Origin of the sequence: Bradyrhizobium sp. WSM1253 (assembly GCF_000244935.1) — a bacterium.
GTDB lineage: Bacteria > Pseudomonadota > Alphaproteobacteria > Rhizobiales > Xanthobacteraceae > Bradyrhizobium > Bradyrhizobium canariense.
Map to the genome: position 1 here is coordinate 6,991,529 of NZ_JH600073.1, position 22,961 is coordinate 7,014,489.

The 22,961-nt window shown below is 60.5% G+C and carries 17 protein-coding genes and 3 pseudogenes; 13 read left to right on the forward strand and 7 right to left on the reverse strand.

Annotation, left to right across the window (positions count from 1 at the left end; translation table 11 throughout):
* Positions 1-619: 619 nt before the first annotated feature.
* Positions 620-818 (forward strand): annotated as a pseudogene (locus BRA1253DRAFT_RS33920) (transposase); the annotation flags it as partial.
* A gap of 59 nt (positions 819-877) precedes the next feature.
* Here the strand turns inward: BRA1253DRAFT_RS33920 and BRA1253DRAFT_RS33925 are convergent.
* The 4 genes from BRA1253DRAFT_RS33925 to BRA1253DRAFT_RS33940 all read right to left on the reverse strand — a co-directional run bounded on the left by BRA1253DRAFT_RS33925 (position 878) and on the right by BRA1253DRAFT_RS33940 (position 6,233).
* Positions 878-1,297, reverse strand: coding sequence for a hypothetical protein (locus BRA1253DRAFT_RS33925; RefSeq protein WP_035994466.1), 420 nt, complete (start codon positions 1,295-1,297; stop codon positions 878-880).
* A gap of 969 nt (positions 1,298-2,266) precedes the next feature.
* Positions 2,267-4,648 carry a peptidase domain-containing ABC transporter gene (locus tag BRA1253DRAFT_RS33930; RefSeq protein WP_007601772.1) on the reverse strand — a complete coding sequence of 794 codons (2,382 nt, stop codon included), beginning with the start codon at positions 4,646-4,648 and terminating at the stop codon, positions 2,267-2,269.
* Between the two features lie 15 nt (positions 4,649-4,663).
* The gene (locus BRA1253DRAFT_RS33935; RefSeq protein ID WP_007601773.1) at positions 4,664-5,914 is read right to left on the reverse strand and encodes an HlyD family efflux transporter periplasmic adaptor subunit; all 1,251 of its coding nucleotides are present in this window, start codon (positions 5,912-5,914) and stop codon (positions 4,664-4,666) included.
* A 118-nt stretch (positions 5,915-6,032) separates the two neighbouring features.
* Positions 6,033-6,233, reverse strand: coding sequence for a hypothetical protein (locus tag BRA1253DRAFT_RS33940; protein ID WP_007601774.1), 201 nt, complete (start codon positions 6,231-6,233; stop codon positions 6,033-6,035).
* A gap of 753 nt (positions 6,234-6,986) precedes the next feature.
* Here BRA1253DRAFT_RS33940 and BRA1253DRAFT_RS33945 point away from each other — a divergent pair.
* The 5 genes from BRA1253DRAFT_RS33945 to BRA1253DRAFT_RS33965 all read left to right on the forward strand — a co-directional run bounded on the left by BRA1253DRAFT_RS33945 (position 6,987) and on the right by BRA1253DRAFT_RS33965 (position 15,059).
* Complete coding sequence (locus BRA1253DRAFT_RS33945) at positions 6,987-7,604, forward strand: sigma-70 family RNA polymerase sigma factor (protein ID WP_007601775.1); 618 nt, start codon at positions 6,987-6,989, stop codon at positions 7,602-7,604.
* Positions 7,605-7,747: 143 nt separating this feature from the next.
* Positions 7,748-8,308 (forward strand): hypothetical protein, encoded by a 561-nt coding sequence (locus tag BRA1253DRAFT_RS33950; RefSeq protein ID WP_007601778.1) that lies wholly within the window; start codon positions 7,748-7,750, stop codon positions 8,306-8,308.
* 73 nt (positions 8,309-8,381) lie between these two features.
* Positions 8,382-11,843 (forward strand): hypothetical protein, encoded by a 3,462-nt coding sequence (locus tag BRA1253DRAFT_RS33955; protein WP_007601779.1) that lies wholly within the window; start codon positions 8,382-8,384, stop codon positions 11,841-11,843.
* A 12-nt stretch (positions 11,844-11,855) separates the two neighbouring features.
* Complete coding sequence (locus BRA1253DRAFT_RS33960) at positions 11,856-13,676, forward strand: type I secretion system permease/ATPase (protein WP_007601780.1); 1,821 nt, start codon at positions 11,856-11,858, stop codon at positions 13,674-13,676.
* An 18-nt stretch (positions 13,677-13,694) separates the two neighbouring features.
* Positions 13,695-15,059: an HlyD family type I secretion periplasmic adaptor subunit gene (locus BRA1253DRAFT_RS33965; protein ID WP_007601781.1), complete on the forward strand. Its 1,365-nt coding sequence runs from the start codon at positions 13,695-13,697 to the stop codon at positions 15,057-15,059.
* A gap of 667 nt (positions 15,060-15,726) precedes the next feature.
* Here the strand turns inward: BRA1253DRAFT_RS33965 and BRA1253DRAFT_RS33970 are convergent.
* Entirely contained in the window at positions 15,727-15,876 is a 150-nt protein-coding gene (locus tag BRA1253DRAFT_RS33970) for a hypothetical protein (protein ID WP_371261353.1), read from the reverse strand.
* A gap of 323 nt (positions 15,877-16,199) precedes the next feature.
* On the opposite strand from BRA1253DRAFT_RS33970, the gene BRA1253DRAFT_RS45940 reads away from it, so the two are divergent.
* The 6 genes and pseudogenes from BRA1253DRAFT_RS45940 to BRA1253DRAFT_RS33975 all read left to right on the forward strand — a co-directional run bounded on the left by BRA1253DRAFT_RS45940 (position 16,200) and on the right by BRA1253DRAFT_RS33975 (position 18,596).
* Positions 16,200-16,334, forward strand: coding sequence for a hypothetical protein (locus BRA1253DRAFT_RS45940; protein ID WP_007601784.1), 135 nt, complete (start codon positions 16,200-16,202; stop codon positions 16,332-16,334).
* Between the two features lie 472 nt (positions 16,335-16,806).
* Complete coding sequence (locus tag BRA1253DRAFT_RS43970) at positions 16,807-17,031, forward strand: hypothetical protein (protein WP_157158667.1); 225 nt, start codon at positions 16,807-16,809, stop codon at positions 17,029-17,031.
* 480 nt (positions 17,032-17,511) lie between these two features.
* A complete protein-coding gene (locus BRA1253DRAFT_RS43975) occupies positions 17,512-17,748 on the forward strand; it encodes a hypothetical protein (protein ID WP_007601788.1) in 237 nt (78 codons plus the stop codon).
* Positions 17,748-17,843: pseudogene (locus tag BRA1253DRAFT_RS43980) on the forward strand (NYN domain-containing protein); the annotation flags it as partial. The gene BRA1253DRAFT_RS43975 and the pseudogene BRA1253DRAFT_RS43980, both read left to right, overlap by 1 nt.
* Positions 17,844-18,081: 238 nt before the next feature.
* A pseudogene (locus BRA1253DRAFT_RS42330) lies at positions 18,082-18,300 on the forward strand (hypothetical protein); the annotation flags it as partial.
* Positions 18,297-18,596 (forward strand): NrsF family protein, encoded by a 300-nt coding sequence (locus BRA1253DRAFT_RS33975; RefSeq protein ID WP_007601793.1) that lies wholly within the window; start codon positions 18,297-18,299, stop codon positions 18,594-18,596. The pseudogene BRA1253DRAFT_RS42330 and the gene BRA1253DRAFT_RS33975, both read left to right, overlap by 4 nt.
* Positions 18,597-18,964: 368 nt before the next feature.
* Here BRA1253DRAFT_RS33975 and BRA1253DRAFT_RS33980 read toward each other — a convergent pair whose 3' ends face one another.
* Positions 18,965-19,495, reverse strand: a complete 531-nt coding sequence (locus BRA1253DRAFT_RS33980) for a lytic transglycosylase domain-containing protein (protein WP_245286029.1) — start codon at positions 19,493-19,495, stop codon at positions 18,965-18,967.
* A 1,065-nt stretch (positions 19,496-20,560) separates the two neighbouring features.
* Between BRA1253DRAFT_RS33980 and BRA1253DRAFT_RS33990 the strand changes: the two genes are divergently transcribed.
* Positions 20,561-21,001 (forward strand): ADP/ATP-dependent (S)-NAD(P)H-hydrate dehydratase, encoded by a 441-nt coding sequence (locus BRA1253DRAFT_RS33990; protein ID WP_256375824.1) that lies wholly within the window; start codon positions 20,561-20,563, stop codon positions 20,999-21,001.
* Between the two features lie 326 nt (positions 21,002-21,327).
* Here the strand turns inward: BRA1253DRAFT_RS33990 and BRA1253DRAFT_RS33995 are convergent, their stop codons facing one another.
* Positions 21,328-22,518, reverse strand: coding sequence for a cytochrome P450 (locus tag BRA1253DRAFT_RS33995; protein ID WP_007601798.1), 1,191 nt, complete (start codon positions 22,516-22,518; stop codon positions 21,328-21,330).
* Positions 22,519-22,961 lie beyond the last annotated feature (443 nt).

A 22,961-nucleotide genomic window follows, 5' to 3' on the forward strand; every position in this document is an offset into this window, starting at 1 on the left:
ATTCTTGGCCCCGCTTTCCACGTTTTCAAACCCGGCCCGCTGCGCGAAGACGCGTCCGCTAGTGCGGCTTACTCGACCTTGCTGCTTATGGAAGCCTTGCAATCGACCGTAGACCGCGAGGCGAGTGCGGTCTAACCGCTGGCCGATCTCGCTTGCACTCATGCCACTGTCGAATAACGCAAGAAGTTGCGCTTCTTCCTCGGGAGACCACGAACGGATATCGACGTAGCTGGGGGGGCCGGGCGCCATCGTGATGAAGGGCCCGTGCTAATCGGCTTCATCCAAGAAGCATGATGTTACCAAGGCCACTCCGCCAATCTACCTCGACCGGCTCATACTTTGCTGCCGTGCAACAATTGGCGATACCGCCCGGGACCGAAGGGGTGATCCTCGCTAAGCAAACAATAGTACCCGTAAGTCCGTCATGGGTCACTCGCGTTCTGCGCCAAGCAATGGCCAACCCGGCCATGTCCATTGCTCGCCGAAAGCGGAAGTAAATCTGGAGCGTTAGCGGTTTTGCGGCCAACTGCGGCTTGATGGTATCGCTTTGGGCGTGATTCAAGCTCTCAAATCGGCCTCGAATCACGCGCTACGAACTCAGCGATTGTGAATGGACCGCGATATTCCGCCGGAACGAAATCGCAAAGACCCGATCTGCTTCAGTCCGTATCTCTATCGTGCGCGAAATCTCGTCGAAAGGTTCTTCAACAAGATCAAGCAATGTCGGCGGGTCGCGACCCGATACCACAAATTCTCAGTCAACTATCTGGCGTTTCATCAAGCTCGCATCAATCCGCATTTGGCTGCGCGCTAAATGAGTCCGCGCTCTACCCGAGCGCGAGGGTCGGGCCGCCGAGTGGAAGGTGATCGGCCGAACCTACTGTTCGAGCTCGACGCACTGACGAAGCCTGAAGACGATATCCGGCAAAGCGTGTCGCAGGCGTGCAGCGTCTTGGGACGTGGTCGAGAACGGTGCGAACGTGACCATCGCATTCCAAGGTCGACTTCCGTAGACGGTGATCGAGACTCCGGATCTCGAAAAGCCTTCAACTTTGCGAAGCTCACCAAGAACGAGGTCGGCGATCGCCACAGCGGGCAGTCGCGCTCGTTTTCCATCGGGGCCGCCGGCGGACAAGGGTGCGACCGGTTTTGCAGGCGACGCTGCCGCGGTCACGGGCTCCTCTTCGAGCGTTGGCGGCATCTCCGGCGCCGGAGGCGCGGGGGTGGGCGGCGCGGGCGGAGCAAAAATGCCGCTGATCAGCGCCATAAGGCCCGGATCTTTCGAGTCATTGCTCATCGCTCTCTCGCAGTTGAGCGTAGCCTAGCAACATTCGGAAAGGATGCCCACCACGCCTGGGCAAGTGGTCGCGGTTCCTGTGTTAGCGATCGAACATTCGGGCGTGCAAAGTTTCGCTAAGCTCCTCCTCAGCGAGGTACCGGGCTCACGGAGGGGCGTCGAAGGTGTTGGGCGGTGATGCGCTGGCGTATGCGCAATTGTTTGTTGATTTATCCATCAGGCAAAAATTCCGCTTCCGCGATCCGCGGGCGCTACATACTCGGCGAGGAGCGATTGACGTGCGATCGCTGCGCAGCGACTGACTCTGTGACTTTCTGGCGTTTCGAGGGGATAGCTCACCGCGCGTGGGCGATGAACAGTCGGACGGATACTTGCGTTCAGCGCTAGTTAGAACGGCGCGTTTCTGGGGGATTAACGAATGACAAATTGTGTGATCGTGCGGGCCTATGGACGGCAATTGGATCAGTTGCGCGGCGAGGCATCCCGCATTTCGCGGGCAAACAAAATCGATTGGTGGATTGAGCGCGCAGTCCAAGGCACACGATTTTGCTTTGAGGACGCTGAGGCGAAGAGGGCGTTCGTCTCAATCTGCGAAAACGTCGGTGTTTCGCATATTGATGGCGCACCGCCAGCGTGAACAGGCGGGACCGCGACTGGTTTGGTCCAGGCGTTCTCCGAACGCCTTGATGGCGGCAGCAGCCAACCGGCGCGTGAGCACCGACACTAGTCCCATGAGGTTCGGAGCGACCCAGGCTCAAGGCTGGGGAAAAGTTGAGCCCGGCCGTACGTCGGAATCGACGCAACAATAAAAGCGCGAGGAAACGGCTTGGTCTCTATCCGGCCAGTACGTCGCTCGCGCGACTGCAGCAGGCGTTTGGCCGCCGATGGCGTATCCGCGCGCGTCATCGGACGTCTTCGAAGCGAATGCGCCTTCCATGTCACGCGAATGATCAGACTGCGCGAGCCGAATCAGCATCGTGAGAAGTCGATCCTGGCTAGCGCTTCACCCGGGTTGTCGCCTTTGCCGCCGTCGTCGGACGGCTTGGGGGTGCAGTCCTTCCGCAGCTGGCAGCAGTCCTTTGAATGGCAGTCGTCGTCCTTGGCGTCTTTCCAGTCACCATCGCGCTTCGAGCCATCCCCCGTGGCGTCGCCGGGGCAGTCATCGGTCTCGGCCGATTTCGCACCTTCGGCAGCAAACCCGGTCACACCGACATCTTGCGCAGCCCCAGCTTCTCGTCTGAGGCTCGTCATTCCGACCCGAAACGGTCTGGCCGTCGCGGCAAGATGGATGATCATATCTGCTCCCTGGGTAATTTCGGGTCGGTGCGCTACGCTCACGCGCGTCATACTAAGGTGCCGGAGATTCGCATTGATTTCCTTCTCCTTCTGTGTGTCGAGATGCGCCGTGCCCTCGTCCAGAAACAGGATCTTTGGTCGGCGATAGAGCGCGCGCGCAAGCAGTACTCGCTGTTTCTGGCCACTGGATAACGAGCTTCCCATGTCGCCGATGAGGCTGTTGTAGCTCATCGGCATTGCCACGATGTCCTCGTGGATGCCGGCAATTCGCGCGCAATCGATCATGGCTTGTAGATCGAACGCTGTGTCAAAAAAGCAGATATTGTCGGCAATCGATCCCGACAGCAATTGATCCTCCTGCATCACCGCGCCGATTTGCTCGCGATAAGCGCGCGGTCCGATCTGGCCCAGCGGAAGGCCGTCGATCAGAACCTCACCGCTTGTTGGCTCGAGCAGCCCAAGCATAATCTTGACAAGAGTTGACTTGCCGCAGCCCGATGGTCCCATGATCGTCACGAATTGTCCGGGAGCAACGCACAGATTGACGTTGTTAAGAATCAGAGACTCTCCTTCTGCATACCGGAAGCACACGTTGCGCAGTTCGATCTCGCCGCGAATCTGTCGGATATATGACAGGTCTCGGTCGTGCCCGCGCTCGAGCGGGGTGAGCGCAATGTCGGCGAGACGTTCCAGGTGCAGCCCGAGAATGCGGACATCCACCAGCTTCTCGATCAGCAGCGCTGTCCGCTCAGCGAACTGCAACTTGTAGCTGACGAACGCGAATATCATGCCAACCGTGATGAGGTTGTCCAGTGCGAGGCGAGCGGCGAGGTAGATTGTGATCACGTTCTCCAAGCCGAATATCGTGTCGTTCATCGCTTTGAAGCTGATCCTCGCCCGACCTAGCCGCACGTTGGCTGTTATATACGCAGCATAGCGGTTCAGCCACTGGCTCTCCCGTTCGTTTTCTCGGTTGAGCAACTTTAGGCTTTGCACTGCTCGCACGGTTTCGATGAAAGTGGAGTTCTCATCTGCCTTGCCGTGAATGGCCGCTTCGCTCCGTTGCCGGAACATGCTGAAAAGAGCGAGCCGCAGGGTGGCATACAACGCGGACGCCAGCAGGACAACAACTCCGAGCTGGACGTTGTAGGTGAACATCAACGCCAGCATCAACACCGACATGAGACCGTCAATCAACCCCGTGATCAATCCCTCCGCGAGCACGTTGCGGATGGGCTCGATCGAGTTGAAACGAGACAGGATGTCGCCGATGTGCCGCTTTTCGAAGAATGAGAGTGGCAAGCGCACCAGATGATGAAACAGCCGCGCGCCGATCTGAAAACTCAACGTGTTCTGCAGAACAAGAATAATGAACGAGCGGGTCGCGGTCGACGCGACCCGTATCAGGAGAAGCAGAGCGAATCCGAGCCCGAGGACGACCAGGAGATCGACATCGCCTCTGGCGATGACCTCGTCAACGGTGAGCTGCATATAGAAAGGGGCGGCGAGGAGAAGAATTTCGATGACCACTGACAGAACTAATATTTGGGCGAGGGCACAAGTGTTCCCGTTCATTCCGCTCCAGAATACCGAGAACGGCAATCTCACTCTCTCGTCTGTGCGGCAGAACTCTTCAGTGGGCGAGAGCTCGAGCGCGACTCCGGTGAGATGTCTAGATGCTTCAGCGAGGGGAAACCATTTCTCGCCGGCTGCCGGATCGTGCACCACGATTCCCCTGTTCCTATATGCTTTCAGAACAACGAAATGAGCCATGTCCCAGTGCAGAATAGCCGGCAGACGCAATTGGCTGAGATGGCCGATCTCGATACGCAGTGGCCGACACGCCAGCCCGAGGCGAGCTGCTATTTCCATGAGGTCGCGGAGAGTGACCCCTTTTAGGGACACTGGATGCCGGCGCCGCAGGCTGTTCAAGTCAGTTCGATGACCATGATAGGATGCTACCATAGCAAGGCAAGCGAGCCCGCACTCCGTCGCCTCCGTCTGCCGGATGACCGGGAGGAATCTGCGGCCGCTGAAATTCAATAGTCCCTGCATGGGCTACATCCTTGGCTACATCCTTGCGCTTACCACCGGATCAAGCAGCCACCTCATCAGGGACCGCTGCTCAAGGATAACGTCGGCCCTGAGCAGCATGTCCGGCTGAAGCGGCATCTTACGGCCATAGGCGTCGATGTCGGGCCGCTCGAGAGCCGCAGTCACACGGTAAGCCGGTTCCTTGAGGGCGATCGGCCCGGTCGTTTCGTTGCCGGTCAGAATGGTGTGAGAGACGTTGGTCACGCTGCCGCGGTAGGTGCCGAATTTCTGATAAGGAAATGCTTCGTAAAGTATCCTAACCTGCTGGCCGGGGCGCACAAAACCAAACGCGCGTGTCGGAAAGAACAGCTCCGCCTGCAAGTGCGCATCAACGGGAATGATTTCGAGCTGCATATGCCGAGGATCAGCGATTTGGCCTATTGTCGCCTGCAGCGTGGATACGCGCCCACTCGTTGGCGCCTTGATAACGTAAGCCTGCCGCCCATTCACCTCGGCCAGGCGCTGTTCGATCGAGGAGAGTTCATTACGCAGTCCTCGGATCCTCTCTGCGGCGATGGTTGGGAGTTGCTCGAGTGTATGCCGAGCGTCCGTCAACTGGGTGTGTCGCGCGGTGATCTGTTGATCGAGCGACACCACACTCTGCTTTTGCTCAAGTGCGGCCTGCTCGCGGCGCTTGAGCTCAATCGTTGGCAGTGCGCCGCTCGCGGTTAGCTTAGCGCCCGTTGATACGAAGCTCTCGGAAAGTTTCAGTCGCTCGTTTTGGATGTTCCGCTGGTCCTCGAGTTGGAGAATCTCTCCTTCAATCCCCTTGATCGTCGAACCGAGGCGATCCCGTTCTGAGGCGGTTCGGCGATCTTCGGCATCGATCTGTCGCTCGACCACATTGCGTTGCTGCGTCAGCACCGCCAGTACGGTCGCATTGACGTCATCGCCATTAGCCGTGATTTGGGAAGTAACTATGGTCAGGAGCAGGTCACCCTCCGCAACCTCTTGCCCCTCCTTCACGTGTATCGCCTTGATGAAGCCCTGTTGTGATACGAAAATCTTAGCTGTGCCGGAGGTCGGCGTCAGATACCCGGAGACGGTCTCCTTGCGGGCGTATTGCGCGATGGAGAGAAAACACAAAATGAATACAACGAGCGCCGCAAGGCTCCAGCTAAGCAGTGTGCTCGACAGCGGCTGCAGCAATACGACCTCACCCCAGGTGTGGCGCTGATGCAAAAAGTCGACGGCTTCCTTGCGAAACAGAGTTGGTCGGTTCGCCATGGACGCACCTTGCTGAAGCGCTGCGCGGAGTATCTTTCCGCCAAAGCAAGACTGCGGATGGATACCGGAGAACCGCTTCCCCTGATGGAGAAGCGGTTCGCGCCGATGCATCCCGCCTTTACCCAATAAAGACTTGGGACTGCTTGGACAGCAGGCCAACCTGAACTTGGTTTCCGCTGAGCACATTGATGTCGCCAGTTCGGATCAGTGATCCGCCATCATGGCAGCCACCGCCACAACCGCCGGTGCCGGCGGCCACGAGGTCGAGCTCCTCATCAGACAGTTCGATAGGGTGAGCAAGATTGGTCATCTCTAGCATGTTGGTCTCCTTTCGGGTTAGGTGGCGGAACATTGATGTAACTGTTGCCACGTCATCACTAGGTGCAAGACGCCAATCTGGATGCACGGTCGCGCAAATTTTGTGAGCGGCAAGTGTTTCACGCTTGTCGTATCGTGATTGTTGCAAGTCGTATGCAGGGCGCTTTAAGTGGGACTCAGTGGCGGCTTCGTCAGAGTGAGTTGGATGTTCTGGTCTGCTGGATGTTCTGCGCGGCCGAGATGCGACATTGCGCCTTCCGAAGGAAAGCGCGTCGACGTGCCATGTGGCGAGCTCGGTCCGGGAAGCGCCTTAGCTTGTTTCGATGGCTCATCGCGAAAGGTGCGCAAGTCGACGCGTGTTTTGACATGGTGTGTTGAGAAGGTGCGTTGAATGTCCTTCGGTGGCATTACGCGGGAGTCGGACCCGATGCGTGCTCTGAAGTTATAAACGCGACTAGCGACGATGTTGACGTTGCCCATTTTCGAGGTTGTCTCGAAGACTTACGTTGCTGCTCGCAGCGGCTCACCTGGCCGGGAGCACGACCCGCCATGGTCCGCCTGCACCCCTGACGACCACGTTCGCCCTTTGGTGATCGGGGAAAAAAATTTTGAAAACTTCCGGGAACGAAGTCGCTGGTTGCTGACTTGAGTTCGCCGACAGCCGATTTCGTTTTTATTTAAAAGCGGTCATTTAAATAAATTGTAAATGCGCGGCATAAAATGCCGCAGTGCCTTACGAGGGGTGACTTCGAGCATGCCCCATCAGTGCCTCGATTTAACGAAGGCAAGGTCTCGCTCCGGCGCAGCGCGCCATGACAGCTGTCTCACTGGCGAGACGGCTCTTAATTACGAAACAGCTCTGCTTGAGTGCGCCTCCGGATCGCAGTCCGCCGTCGGCAGGATCTACGCGCGCGAGAAGGAGCAGTTGCGCGCGATGGCGCACCGTATCGTGCACGACAGATCGCGTTCCGAGGACGTCATCCACGACGCATTCGCGCAGATTCTCCGATATGCGAAAAACTTCGATCCTGCACGCGGATCCGCCCGGGGCTGGATCTACGCGATCGTCCGCAACACGGCGCTCAAGATGCGCCAGAACGCCAGGCGCGAACTCGCGCTGGAGGACGAAGCATTGAATGCCATCTGTGCGCGGGAACAGACGGTTCCGAACCCTGCGTGCTGTATCCCAGACAGCATGACGTTGCGAAGCATGCTCGATCAACTCGAGCCACAGCGCCGCGCGAGCCTTCTCTTGGCGATCGTCGACGGGCGCACGCACGAGGAGATTTCCGAATACCTCCAGGTTCCCGTCGGAACCGTCAAAGCGTGGATCCGGAGAGAGCTCGTGGCCATGCGCCGGCAGCTCGAATGAAGCGTGAAACTATTTTTCTCGCCGCTGCATCCATAGGTGTGCTTCGGCGACAGTAGGAGTGACGGCGTGGTGATCCGGGCAGGGCACGCGCGCGTGGCGCAGGTGCCTGTGACCGTCGCAAAGCTGAAGCGAGGAACGAAGCCATGTCTATCCTGAGCAGTGTGATGACCATTCTCGGACTGATAAAGCTCACGGGAACCGGCGTCCCAGCCGAGGAATGCACGTCAACCAAGCCGGACGACTGTGGCGACGGCAAGCAGTCAAAGTGGAATGACGATCACAGCGGTAACGACGAGTATTCGACCGGCGACGGCAAAGAAAATTACTCCAAGCTTAGCGGCATGGGCGCTTACCCGAAAGACGGCACCTACCCAGAGCACGATGGGGGCTGGAAGGATGCCAAGGACGGTGAATACCAGCCCAAGGACCATTGCGATCTCCAGCCGGCTGACGATGGCAGCAGGGGCGACACCGATCGCAGTCCTGGTGACGCGCTGGCCAAGTTCGACTTCTCCCACGGTGAGTTCGGGGGTGATTTCAGCTCGCACGGTCCAGATCATTCGGGTGACATACACGGCGCGCTCGCTTCGATGTCTTCCGACGATGCGCTCGAATACGCCATCGGTTTGATGGGCCCAATGGATCACTTCGACGTAGGGCATTTCGACACGGCGACGGATACGTCGCACGACACGGGCGCCTGACATGCCGAAGAGGCTCGTCTGGCGGTGGATGCTGCCGGGCGAGGGTGGTTTTTGAACAAGAAAGGCGGCGGTCATGCACCAGATAGAAAAGCGCGACTTGTTCGAACAAGAGCGGAAGATTTTCGAAGCCGGAGTGCAGCGTGCCGACAAGCGATCCGGCTCTTTCAGTTTCTTGACCCGGTCATTCTTTATTGCCCAGCTAGTTGCCTGCGAGGAGTTTCTTGCCGCCCCGTTCAAATCTGCGCTGGCCAGGCAAGAAGACGCGACAGCCGCTCAGGCAGGTGCGGGGCCGCAAGGAACAAACGACGAGCTGCCTGCGAGCGACCCCGCGCAACCGGGCTGGGAGGATGAGAGGCCCAAGGGGCCGGCCGCCTCGTCGGACACGCATGTGGCTCAGCTCGATCCGACCGGGCGCTTGGCGGAGCCGCATGAAGACGCGCCCAGACCGAGCACCGCTCGTGGCGAAGCAGTTGCTACTGCGAGCTCTGGGGGTGGGGGTGGCGACGATGTCGATTCTTGCAAGCACCATGGTCACATCTCAGCCGACCTTAGTTGCGTCAACTCGCTGTCAGCGGATTCCGACCTCGGAAGCATCGAATCCGTTCGGTCTAACTTGCTTAGCGACTCGTTTAGCCCGTCGATCATCAGCTCCTTTCCCCTGCTTGGAATGATCGGCGATGTGAGCAATGACGTGGTGGTAGGGATTGCGCCGGTTGCGGCGATGGTGCCGCCGGCGCTCGGGACGAGCGACACCGTCAGCACGCTATCCGATGACGAGGCCGGCGCGATCGCGCCGCTTGAGGCGGCGGTGCAGCCGACGCTATCAACTCTGGCCGACACCGTTGGCACGCTGCCCAACGATGTGGTTGGTACGATTACTTCAGTCGAGGCGGCTGTGATGCCGGCACTCGCCACGGCGACCGACAAAGTCAGCACGCTACCTAAGGACGTGGTTGGCGCCATTGCGCCGGCCGAGGCGGCGGTGCCGCCGGCACCCGCGACGGCAGCCGAAACTGTCAGCGCGCTGCCGAACGACGTGGTTGGCGCAATTGCGCCGGTCAAGGCGGCTGTGATGCCGGCACTCGCCACGGCGAGCGACACCGTCAGCGCGCTGCCCAACGACGTGGCCGGCGCGATCGCGCCGCTTGAGGCGGCGGCGCAGCCGATGCTAGCGACTCTGGCTGACACTGCGGGCACGCTACCCAACGAAGTCGCCGGCGCCATTGCGCCGGTTGAGGCGGCTGTAATGCCGGCACTCGCCTCGGCGCCCCTCAGCGCACTGCCGAACGACGTAGTTGGCGCAATTGCGCCGGCCGAGGCGGCGGTGCCGCCGGCACTCGCGACGGCAGCCGAAACTGTCAGCGCGCCGCCGAACAACGTGGTTGGCGCAATTGCGCCGGTCGAGGCGGCTGTGATGCCGGCACTCGCCGCGGCGAGCGACACCGTCAGCGCGCTGCCCAACGATGTGGCCGGCGCGATCGCGCCGGTTGAGGCGGCGGCGCAGCCGACGTTATCGACTCTGGCCGACACTGCAGGCACGCTACCCAACGACGTGGTCGGCGCAATTGCGCCGGTCGCGGCGACGGTGCCGCCAGCACTCGCGACGGCGACCGACGCCGTCAGTGTGCTGCCCAACGACGTGGCCGGCGCGATCACGCCGCTCGAGGCGGCGACGCAGCCGACGCTATCGACGCTGGCCGACACTGCGGGTACGCTGCCCGACGACATGGTTGGCGCGATCGCGCCGGTCGAGGCGACGGTGCCGCCTGCGCTCGCGACGGCTATCGACACCGTGAGCACGGTGAGCAACGAGGTGGTTGGCCAGACGAGGGGTCCAGACGCTCAGTCGAGCGCGTTGTCGCAAACGGTTGCATCGGACAGCACGGGAACTCACACCTTTGATAGTTCAGCACCCCCCCTTGAGATCGCGGAGTCGGCACTGACCACGGGTAACGGTGCGCCTGGTGATGTATCCCAGCCCACCGATGTGGCTGGCAATGCTCTTGCGAGTGGCGCGCCGGTCCTTGAGACGAGCGAGCATGTGCTCACCACAACAGCTGCCGCTTCGACCGATCCGCCGAGCCAGCTGTCGCATCCGGCCAATACGGCGAGTGTGACTGGCGACGCTTTGGCGGGTGCGGCGCCGGTGGCTGACATGACCGAGCCGGTGCTCACTGCGACAGCTGCGGCTCCGACCGATCCATCGAGCGAACTGTCGGATCCGGCCGACACGGCGAGTGTGGCTGGCGAGGCTTTGGCGAGTCCCGCACCACTGGCTGCCATGATTGAGCCGGTGCTCACCACAACAGCAGCGGCTCCGACCGATGCGCCGAGCGACGTGTCGCAGCAACCGGCCGACACGGGCAGCGTGGCTGGCGATGCTTTGGCAAGTGTGGCGCCGGTCGCGGACACGAACGAGCCGGTGCTCACCACAACAGCTGACGCGCTGACCGATCCGACCAGCGACGTGTCGAAACCCGCCGATACGGGCAGTGTGGCTGGCGATGCTCTGGCGAGTACGGCGCCGGTCGCGGACACGAGCGAGCCGGTGCTCACCACAACGGCTGCCGCGCTGACAGACCCGACCAGCGACGTCTCGCATCCGGCCGATACGGGCAGTGTGGCTGGCGATGCTCTGGCGAGTGCGGCGCCGGTCGCGGACACGAGCGAGCCGGTGCTCACCACAACAGGTGTCGCGCTGACCGACCCGACGAGCGACGTCTCGCATCCGGCCGATGCGGGCAGTGTGGCTGACGATGCTTTGGCGAGTGCGGCGCCGGTCGCGGACACGAGCGAGCCGGTGCTCACCACAACGGCTGCCGCGCTGACCGACCCGACGAGCGACGTCTCGCATCCGGCCGATACGGGCAGTGTGGCTGGCGATGCTCTGGCGAGTGCGGCGCCGGTCGCGGACACGAGCGAGCCGGTGCTCACCACAACAGCTGCCGCGCTGACCGATCCGACCAGCGAGGTGTCGCAACCGGCCGACACCGCCAGCGTGGCTGGCAATGCTTTGGCGGTTGCGGCACCGGCCGCTAACACGGCCGAGCCGGTGCTCACCAGCGCCGGAGACACGCTCAGCAACCCCGCGACCGAACCGGGAGAGCCGGCCGTGCCGGACACCAGCAGCGCTCAAACTCCTGGATCGGCCGAAACGCTTCTTGCGCTCGCCACCACCGCTGACGCACCGATCGAGAGTTCGGGATCCGCCACCACTGCCCCGGAGAACGTCATGACGGACAAATCAAATGCCGCGGCGACGACCGCCGTCGCGAACGATGTGATCGCGTTGAACGATGCGCCACCGCCTCCGGCAGATTCGCTGTTCAACGGAACCCAGTATACAGATTACGGCGTCACGCTCAGCAGCGACATCGCGCCCTCCCAGACTGCCGCGTCTCAGGGGGACGCCGCATCGGCTCAAGACGTTTCAGCGCCGGTGGCTGCCGACGTCCAAAAACCCGCGCCGCCGCCTCCCGACATCTTGGATAATACTTCGATTGATCATGTCGGGACTCATGATGCCATCCTCTAGTGGGAGGCAAACATGGCAGCTGTCGAGACACTGGACTGTCCGCCGCGCACCAACTCCGGGGCTCAACTTCGGGTCGCACCCGGCGGCGAGGCCCGCGACTACGTCGGACCTGTCAACGCGCTGGCCGCCTGGCGTTCGGTCGCGCGCATCAACCTCATAGCGGTCGCAGCATTTTCGGTCGTTGTGAATCTGCTGATGCTCACGTTGCCGATCTATCTCTTTCAAATATCCGATCGCGTGCTGACGAGCCGTAGTCTCGAGACACTGCTGATGCTCTCGGCTCTCGCGCTGACGTTCATCGGTATCCTCTCCATCGTGGACATTCTACGTCGACAGGTGCTGGGGCGTCTTGCGACCAAGATGGAAGCGGTGCTTGGCGGCGCAGTGCTGGCGAGCAGCATCAATAACGCCAGGGCCGGCGAGGGAGGAACCATCCAGGCGATCCGCAGCCTTCACCAGGTGCGGGGCTTCATCTCGAGCCCTATCATGCTTCTACTGATGGACGCGCCACTCTCGCCCCTCTACTTCGCAGTCATATTCCTCGTTCATCGACATCTTGGCTGGATCGCAGTCGTATCGGGCTTGGTCCTCGCACTGATTGCGCTGATCAACCAGAAAGCGACCTCGGAGCGTCTGAGCGAGGCAGGCCTGTATGCCGCCGAGGCCGATGCGGCGGCCGAGTCGCTGGCGCGAAATTCGCAGGTGATCAATGCGATGGGAATGCTGAGCGAAAGCATTCTCCACTGGGGGCGCCGGCAGGCGCCAGCACTGACGGTGCAGAGCCAGGCCCTTGACCGGAATTTCTGGATCAGCGGTGCGTCGAAATTCGTCCGGCTCGTCGCCCAGATCACGATCCTCGGCACCGGGGCCTATCTGGCCCTCCACGCCGAGATCACGGGGGGCATGATGATCGCGGCTTCGATCATTGCCGGCCGCGCCCTGCAGCCGCTCGAGGGCTTGATTGAGGGATGGCGCAGCTGCGTTCAGGCGCGATCGGCCTATGCCCACGTCAAGCAGGCGGTTGAGTCATTCCAGCGCGAGGGGCCTAAGCTGCGCTTGCCCAGACCGCAAGGGCGCCTGAGCGTTGATCGGGTCTTGTATTTGCCGCCCGGCTCGAAGGAGCCGGTGCTCAATGGTGTGTCGCTCGACCTCGCGCCCGGAGAGTCTTTGGCCATTGTCGGACCGTCCGGATCGGGCAAGTCGACCCTCGCGCGCATTCTGGTGGGTTGTCTGGTGCCGACAGCCGGCAAGGTCAGGCTGGACGGAACGGAGCTGCGCAACTGGGATCGCCGCCAGTTCGGGGAATATAGCGGTTACCTGCCCCAGGAGGTCGAGCTATTTCCCGGGACCATCAAGCAGAACATCTGCCGCATGCGCGACGACTTGCCCGACGAGCGCATCTATGAGGCGGCGATGTTGTCGGGAATTCACGACATGGTCTGCCAGTTGAAGCAAGGATACGAGACCGTGCTCGACCGCAGTGGCGGGCCGCTCTCGGGAGGACAGAAGCAGCGCATCGCGCTCGCCCGGGCTTTCTTCGGTAATCCGTCCCTTGTCGTGCTCGACGAGCCGAACTCGAATCTCGACGCGGCGGGGGAGCAGGCTCTGACCGAGACCCTGCAGCGCGCCAAAAGGCGGGGGGTCACGGCGGTGGTCGTAACCCTGCGCCCGGCGCTGCTGAACAGTGTTGACAAAGTGCTCATACTGCGGGCCGGACGCGCGGAAGCATTCGGCTCTCCGAGCGAGGTGTTGCATCGCCTGGTTCGGTCCCCCGGCAGGGCCGGCGTTGATGAGCCGGTGCAGCCGCAACGCATCGAATCCTCGGGCGGGTGACCAGCGCGGGAGGACAGCATGAGAGCGGTAAAGGACGACATCGGCGAGTGGTACCGCGGTGTTCCGCTGAGCGCCAAATGGCCCATCTTCACCGGCCTCGCCATCCTAGTTGTTTGGCTCGGCTGTTTCGGCGTTTGGGCTGCAGTCGCCCCACTCAACAGTGCGGTCGTGGCTTCGGGCACGTTCGTGGCTACCGGGCAGAACAAGTTAGTCCAGCACTTCGAGGGCGGCATCATCCGCGAGATTGCGGTCAAGGACGGAGATCTCGTCGAGGCCAACCAGGTCCTCGTTCGCATGGATGATACCCCTGCCAACGCCAAGCTGAAACGGCTGGTTTTGAAGAAGTGTCGACTGCTCGCCATGAAGGCGCGTCTTGAAGCTGAACTGAGCTCTTCGGATGCAATCGAAACTCCGGCCGAATTCAGCGAGAACGCTCGTGATCCAGAAATCAAAGCGATTCTTGAGCGGCAACGTGCCGAGCTTCAGGCGCGCCGGGCTAGTCGGGTGAGCGAGGAAAGCGTACTCTTGAAGCAAATCGCTGGGCTGGAGGAAAGCATCCGCGGATATCAGGCGCAAGTTCAGTCGACCAAAGAGCGTATTGCCTTGTTCGCCGAAGAACTGAAGGACAAGAATTCGCTTCTTGGCCAGCAGCTGGTCCGCAAGTCGGATGTGCTGGCGTTGCGACGCTCAGAGGCGAGTCTCGGGGGTGAGCTCGGCGAGTATCTTGGCCGCATCGCCGATTCGAAGGAGCGGATCGCTCAGGCGAACGAAAGAATAGCCCAGCTGCACGCGACGGCGCTCCGCGACGGGACCAAGGAGCTGCGCGAAACCGAGGCGGAGCTGGACGACGTTGACGAGCAAATACGTGCTGCGCAGGACGTGGTTGACCGGATCGATGTTCGTTCGCCAGTCCGAGGTATTGTGGTGAAGAACAACTTCCATACACCGGGCGGCGTCGTCTCTCCTGGTGCCGTGATCCTAGAGCTCCTCCCGATTGGCGACGAGCGCATCATCGAGGCGCATCTGAATCCCAAGGACATTTCGCATGTGAGCGTTGGCCAGGAGGCGCTGGTGCGGCTGTCGGCACTCAACCAGCGCATCACGCCGATGGTCGGTGCGAGCGTCATCTACGTGTCAGCGGACGCCTTGGCGGAGCAAGTGCAGGCGAAGACCGAAACCCGTACCGACGCTGACACGCGTCGCGAATTCTACGTCGTTCGGGTGCGCCTGGACCAGGATGATGTTCTCAGACGAATGCCTGAATTCATCCCGACGCCCGGGATGCCCGCGGACGTTTACATCAAGACCGGAGAGCGTACGTTTTTCGAGTACATCATGAAGCCTATCCTCGACAGCTTCTCCCGCGCGTTCCGCGAAACCTGAATGGAGCGAGCATTTTGGACGTCCATGCCGAGCACTCGCGAGTACGGTGATCTCAAGCCCTTCGGTCTAAGGTTTGTAAGTGCGCGATCATAAGATCGCCTGTCCTGCTTCCGGACAGAGAGCGCCATTTATGTCGACGAGACCCCGGGTACGCTCTCGGTCCAATTCCTGGAGCGTGTCTTCATGAAGAGCAAGACTGTCACTCGGCTTGAAATTTGGCTCTGACCCATATGTGGAACGGCCCGGGCTGCAAGATCTTTTTCTGGTTGAACAAGGGATGACGGTGCGGTCATATGTTCGGCCTGTGAACGCGGCGCCTGGCCGCTGGCCACGATGATATCCGCGGAAGCAATCGCCCAATCAATTTCTCGCGCTCGAAGCGCACTGGGTCAGGCGGTCTGATTGCTACCGGGAATGACGTCATTCGGAGGTCATCCAGATTTGCACCTTGCCTCCTCGGCAGCTTTCTTCTTCCGCCGGAGAGCTCTTGAGATTAGGATTTCAGCATTGTAGCCGGCGCCTGATAGTGCCGCCTCTGACCAGCAAGGCCCAGATCGGGCCCGCGAGGAAATCGAGAGGCTGCTCGCGCAGATCGAGACCGTGCTGAGCCCGCTCGTTCCGGGAGATGCCGCCGCCCTGAGCGAGGAATGATCGTGGCTCGTGTCGATCACAGCGTACTGAGATCGTCCGGCACCTCGCCGAACTTCCCGATCACCTTGGCGTCGCCAAAATCGCCGCTCGACGGGTCTCCGGTCCGCGAAAAAGGCGACCGCGCCGTCGCAGCCTGGCTCTTCCGGGAGAGCGCTTCGGCGCGCATGACCGCGGCGTTGGCGCTTAGGCCCTCCAAAGCTTCGCCGGCGCGACGCCGTCGTCGGCCATGACGAACGGAACGCCACGGGATAGGCGATGGCCATCGCGGTCACTCCCTGCGTTCGGATCCCGCTGCCGCGGACTCTGCCGCTCGAGTTCTTCGATGACCGTATCGCGGTCGCGGCAAACCGAAAAGGCCTCGAACTGTTATGTCGGTCATATCCTTAAATCAGTCGCTCTCGTCGGTCACACCAACCAAGGTGCTGCCCAGGTGAATATCCTTTCGAGGCCGCCGCACGCAGCTCGTGGGCCGCGGCGTCGAGAAAATCCATGGCGACCAACAACGCCTTGACCCTCCCGACGATCTCCGCCGCGGGGTTCAATGGCCTATTTGGCGGCGTGCTCGAGATCGCCCCGGCGAGTGCAGCAGGTTCGGACATAGAAACGGTCTTCTGTACGCGGTGAGCGTGGTGTGACTGGGAGCCTACCACAGATTGTCGGGCATCTTGACGTGAAATGGTCCACGGTGGCGCGGCGACCATAACAATTAAATAAGGATACAAGCCGTATTAAATCTAGCGATCTATTTAATGTTGGATTATAATTGAGCAATTGCGCCGGATGAACGCACAAGGATCGCGGAGAAGCGACTCCAGCATTCCTGCTTCGCCCCCCGAATGCGGGAGCCGTTTCTTCGAGTGCTTGAGCGGAGGGCATGCCCTGTACTCGCTGGACAAGACGCGCAGGCGAGATTTTTCGGAAGCCTGTGATTTTTCGAGCATCACAGACGGATTATTAACTTTATTATTGGATTATAATGTGATAATAAGTCTCAAATTTAATTGTGACATTTAATGTTTCGCGCCATTGTCGGCTCCGGCACTCCAATCTTTTGGAAAATCCTGCAGGGGACCATGTGGATCGGGAGGAGAGGACAATGACCCAACGCAACATCCGCCCTCCGAACGAACACGACATAGGCAAACTTGAAACCTTGGCCATGAAAGCCCCCAGCGCAGATATTGCTGCTCAGTTTGGTCCAAGTTCCGCAGCACCGAGGGTGGAGTTCCTAAAATTATTATTGACCGAGCCGGAAAAGTTAGAGCGCAATCATTGCGGTCGGGACCTTGGCCCATCAGGCTTTGATTGGCCGAATGATTAGAGCTTCGAAAAGAACGGAATCGGCGGATCGCCGGAGAGGCGCGTCAGGGGCACTGGTCGGCTCGAAGCAGCGCGTGCGCATCGACTTCACTGCCGCAGCAGCACTAAAAAAATGGCCTTCACTTGGAAACCAACGCGCAGCGGCATCGGTTAGTTCTTACCTTGTATTCGAGGGCACTTTGGACGCATGCATCCGAGCTTTCCTAGCGAAGCCTGCCAGCCAAGGTCATCTCTACGAGATACATACTGCTCCGCAAACGCAACTTGTTACGGCCGTGCTGTCCGCAGAACAGATAGCCGAAATCGCTCGGCTGCGAGATTTTCTTTGAGGAAAGCAAGCCCCTGCCGCTGCCGACAGGGCGTTGAAAGCGAATTGGCTAATCAAATTGTGAACCAACTCTTCGGTGAGATTGATGGGTACGCACTATCGCCGCCGAATCATTGCCCATGGATTTGCGCTCCTCGGACCTTGGAGGACACTATGGATGAGAAGAACCCTCATTCGAAACAAGTTACCAGACTAGGCTTGATCAGCTTCGGCCGTTCGAAAACAGATTGCACTATTCGCAGCATATCTGCGTTCGGTGCAGCCCTCGATCTTGCTGCAGACGAAAAAATTCCCGACGAATTTGCTCTGACTGTTATTCCCGACGGTGACCGGCGCCGCTGCGCGGTTGTCTGGCGTAAAGAGAAAAGAGTTGCTGTCGCGTTCTATTAATTAATGCGTCAGGGTCGCGGGCTGGAATGGCGGTCAAGGGCAACATGGATGTCGAGCTCGCCGTGGATGCCATGGAGCTCGCCGAGCATCTTGACCACTGACGCAATATCGAGTGAATACTGGGACATAGCGGCCTTCGTGAAGACTGATTGTCGGTGAAATTTGTGGCGATTGTCTGAAGTTAGACCATCCCGCCCTTATCGACGGCGCAGCGCCTTGTCGAAAGGAACCGGCCCGGCTGTCCATCTGAGGTCCCGATATTCTGCGCGGCCTCCAAATTTCACATCGCGTCCACCAACGTCCGAGAGGAACCAACTGGTGTCTTCCTCCCTTTTGCGGGAAGTGACCCGCCTGACGATCGCGGCTGTGAAACTCGAAGGTAGGAGCGTCGCCGAAACGGCAGTTCGGTACTGCATGTCGGAATCAAACGTGAAGATCACCATCCATCGCGGATTGAAGGCGCTGGCGGCGCTCATCGGCAGAGAGACGCGCAGGACCGAAGATCTGATGACGCTCTCGCACGCAATGCCCGACCAGTCGACCGGACGATGATTGGGCGCGGGTTCACTGCTGCCTTGCTCATCGGCGGAGCTTTCGCCGTCTGCATTGCGCTCGCTTTGCTCGGGATGCGCCCCGACCTCGCGACGTTGGCTGCCGTGGGTTTCCTAGCCGCCAAGCTGGTGTTCGCTGCCGCCGTCTTTGTGGTCGCGGCATTCTATCTGATGCGGGTCGCCCGGCCCGGAGGCGAGGCAAGGATATGCTTCCTGGCGATCAGCGACTGTCCGATGGCCCCGGCGGAAGTGGGCGCGCGGTTTTGTGTGCCACCTTTCAGCGCGCGAGTGATTTGATTCAAGCCGCAGAAGCTGACGCAATATTTTCTGTCGCTCAAATGCCAGAGCGGATAGCTACATGACTTTCGGACTCGTTTACACTGGGATGCGGGAAGGGTTCTTCGGTCGCCGTAGCAACGGAGCTCAGCGGGGGGGCTGCCCGATGGGTTCCCCTGTTTGGCGTCGACCAGCTGCAATCCGACATGCCGGCGTGTTGGCGCGGCGCCGGTAGGGCGCAGCCGCGCCGGCGGCGGAGGCGCTCCCGCTCTGTTGCGCGCAAGGTCCGACGCCAGGAGGAGCGCCGTCCTGAACGCGATGGATCGGCTAGCGAGCTGGCTTCCAGCCGAGAGCTTCGCGACCGCAAAATCGCGTAGTTATCTGAGCCGCTAACGGCCAGGCCGAGTGCCTACTGCCATTTTGCGATCGGCCCAGCTCTTGATATCGCCGACGGTCACCGCCTTGAGGAACGCGTTCGCGTTGACCAGCTTTTCGCGCGTGGTTCGACCCGTCATGTCAGCGGCGGCCATAACTAAAGCAGCATCGGCAGTTTCTGCACCGGAAAATAGCGCCACGGCTCCCGCCGGTCCCGCGAAATGGGCGAGGTAGAGAGAACCGGGCGTGACCGGCAGACCGCGCTTGGTCAGGATCGCGGCATGTTGCTCGACCAGCCGTGCGGCAACGTCGCGCGTAAGCTCGGCATCTCCGCGCAAGTCCAAGACTTCCTTGTCGCAGCGGCCCTTGATCAGATCGCGTCGGTGCCTTCGAACGGCTTCGATCCACGTATCATCGAGAAACTGGGCGGCGCCAGTGGCGCTCGACCGCTTGTTCCTTGCATTCGGGTCACCGTTGGACTCGGCTATGATAATTCGCTCGGCCAATGCCTTCGCAGCCGCCCTGTCGATCGATTTCCCCTTCAACTGAGCATCGCGAACCAGGACGAAACTTGCGACGAACGCCAGGCCGATTGCCAGTCCAACAACGAGCGTGATGGATTCCGCGGACAACCACTTCCGCGCGGCGACAACGGATCCACGCTCGTCGGGGCGAGGCGGTCGGATTTCCCCGGCACGGCGTATTTGCCCTGACACATGCGGCGGGAGCCGCGGGTCGGCTGTCGCTCCAACGCAGAGGTATCCGTGCGCTAGGTCTGGCATCGCGTCTGCAGGTTCAATGCTTTCAAGACGCCATCGAAGGCACCTGACAGGCACGGCTTCGCCTCCGCGACCGGTTTGGTGCGACTGGCGCCTGCGCTTGCCTTGGAAATTCCGTGCCGGGGCCGAGGTCTGGGCAGCATGATCGCGGATTTTCCGCTTGCGTTGCCCTTCTGCTCGATGATCTTCGAATGTGCTCGTGCAACGATCGGAATGTGGTCCGACGGATTCTTTAGTTCGCTCGAGGAAAGTGGCTGCGGTGGCGCTTCGAATCGCGGAATTTCGAGCCGGTCTGCCTTGGTCAGTGTATCGTGTGAGGGACGTAATCCGACGGTTGCCAGAGCCGGCGGCTCGTTCGCAGGCTCTGTGATGCGCGGCGGCGCCTCGAGCTCCATCACGGCGAGTGTACCGAGGCCAACTAGGAAGAGAGCCACCCTCATCTGATTTCACGCTCTCCGAACGAGAAACCTCACTCAAATCCTCTTAGAAATGAGCTTTCAGAAATCAAGAACGATTGCAAAGGTCCAATAAGGCCGCTTAGCGGCAGAGGTGAACCGGGAAGCGCTGCTATGGGAGAAGATCAAAGACAGGGTTAACGCGGGGCATGCGAACTGGCCGAGTGAAGGGATAGTCAACCCGATGGCAGCGGCGAGATGACCCGTCGAATTCGGTTCGCCTGGTCGATCTCGCAAAGGAAGCCGATGCGGTCCTGATGGGTCCCGGCCTCATCGACGAGGCACCCATAGCGGAATTGCGAGCCGAACTCATCGGTGGTGCCACCAGGCCGGCTTTCGTTCTCGATGCTTCCGCCTTCACGTCCCACGGAACACGATCGCTACTCCTCATTCGGGAGAGATGGCGAAGTTTCTGCGGATGGACAAGAAGGAAATCGAGGCCGATCCCGTCGCTGCGGCGTTATCCGCGGCGCGCATGCTCGATGCCGTCGTCGCCATGAAGGGAGGACGCACACACGTCGTTTCGCCCGAAGGAGAAGAACTCTGCCTCGAGCAAGGTCCCATTGCTCTCGGCACGTCCGGATCGGGAGACGTTTTGGCTGGAATCATCGCTGGCTTGGCTGCCCGCGGCGCCCCGCCCTTAGTGGCGGACGCGTGGGCCGTCTTGCTTCACGGCAAAGCCGGACGCAGGTGGGTGAAGCGTAACGGACAACTGGGACTACTCGCACGGGAGATCCCGGCTGATATTCCACGGCTAGTGCAGTCTGTCGGCGAGCTTTCCGTTCAGAGTCCGGGGGGGCGATCTATAAGCGAGTAAAGCTCCAGACAGCCTCCTGAGCTTTGGTGATGGCCCCCAGCCCTTGCCCCGGCGCTGCCGTCGCGCTTCAGGAGACCGCGATTTTCCTGGATCGATTGCTACGTATACCGAACGTTCAGCTATTGCGGGCGGCGACGTAATTGGAGTCCGCTGATCTCGAGCTTCGAGCTGCGGGGGCCCCAATTGGTACCTAGCGGTCCCGCGAGTTAGCTCGGGAGCCTGCCCGGGAGCCTTCTATCTCTCTTCGGACAAAACCGGCGAAGTGTCCCACCAAGAGCTTTGTCCGCTTTATCTGTGTCGAATGCGGCTGCAGGCCGGCTAGGAGGCTACTGCAGCAGAACCGGCAGATTGAGCGGACCGCGGAAACCGAATCCGTGCCAACGCACACTCACTGGATCAGGCAAGGTCATTTTAGGGAAGCGATCGAACAGCAGCGGTAGGAGGATGTCCCCCACAGTTCGCCGCGAGAGGTGCGCGCCCGCGCAATGATGCGGGCCATTCCCAAACGCCTGGTGAGGGTTGGGTTCGCGAAGGGCGTTATAGTTTTCACCGTCTTGGAAGACCTCCTCGTCCCGGTTGGCGGAGGCCTGGATTGTCATGACGGTTTCGCCCTTCGGGATGAAGTAGTCCCGAATCTCCGTGTCCTCCATTACAAGCCGTGAACTGGCCTGGATCGGCGCCACCCATCGGATTCCTTCCTCGAAGGCTGCGCGCCATTTGCCCTCTGCGCGCACGGCCTCAAGCTGATCGGGGTTGGTCAAAAGGCCGTAGAGGACCGTCAGCAGAGCGTCGCGCGGCTCGTTGATGCCGCCGCCAATCGCGATTTTCACGTTGGCGATCATCTGGCTTTCCGGAATCGGTTTCTTTGCATTCACCATGAAGGAAAGGGCGGAGGAGTCCGGCTCGGCTCGCACCCGTTCAGCATTGGCCCGGATGCATCTATCCATCTCCGCGTTGGCGATGTCGGTTGCTTGGAAAGGCCCGGGCGTCCAGCCGAAATTGCCGGCACCGTCAATCAGCATCTGCGACCACCGCTGCATGTCGTCATCGCTCGCATCCGGAACGCCCATAGCATGCGCCAGAATCCGTGCAGCAAGGGGCCCCGCGATCTCTGGAAACAGATCAACAACCTCGCCGCACGGCAAACGGTCGAGATACCCCTCCGCGAGGTCCGCATATAGCGCCGCCCAGACAGATTCAATTGTCTTCGGCATCAAGGCGGGCATCATAGCCATGCGTTCGCTCCGGTGCTCCTCGTGGTCCTTCCGCATCAGCGTATGCGCAAGAAAGGCGCGCCTCATGGGCGTGTTCGGATCATTGGAGCTGAACAAGATTGGATTGTCTTTGACGTACTTAGTGTCAGCGGCCTTGGTGAGAAACGTGCGGCCCACTGATTTGACCCGCAACACGGGCGCTTGGCGCCTCAAGCGCTTGTAGATTGGATAGGGATCGCGAACGAGGTCCGCGATGGTGATCGTCTCGTCCAAGGGGCTCGATCGGTCTGTCACGTAGGTCATCCGTCGTCCACTCCCTAGTATGAGCCGAGGCAGGGCAAGCGCAATGGGCTAAACTATCATCAGCGCGGATTCGTTCACGGACAACGGCAATCGATAGGCTTTTCTATCGAAAAAGGCCGAAGCGCTGAGGCGATTCCAAGAGGTGTGAGAGGCGCCTATCAAGCTGTGACACTGAGCTTGTTCCGCTAAAGGAGCGCTTCGGCGAACGGATGTCTGCGCACACTGCGAATCCGCGTCTGGATGCCTGTATCCGTCCTGTTTGCAATGCGCGATCGCTTCTGAGCACGTCGCTGCGGAGGCCGGCGAGGTGAACAGGAAGGCGACGAGAACAGCAGCTGTCGGTATTCGCATGAGGAGCAAATCCCGGCTGTGGCGCGATCGATGGCATCATAACCAGAGCGCCGGCGTCGCGGGAAATTCCTATTTTACCGGCGGGCGCAGCG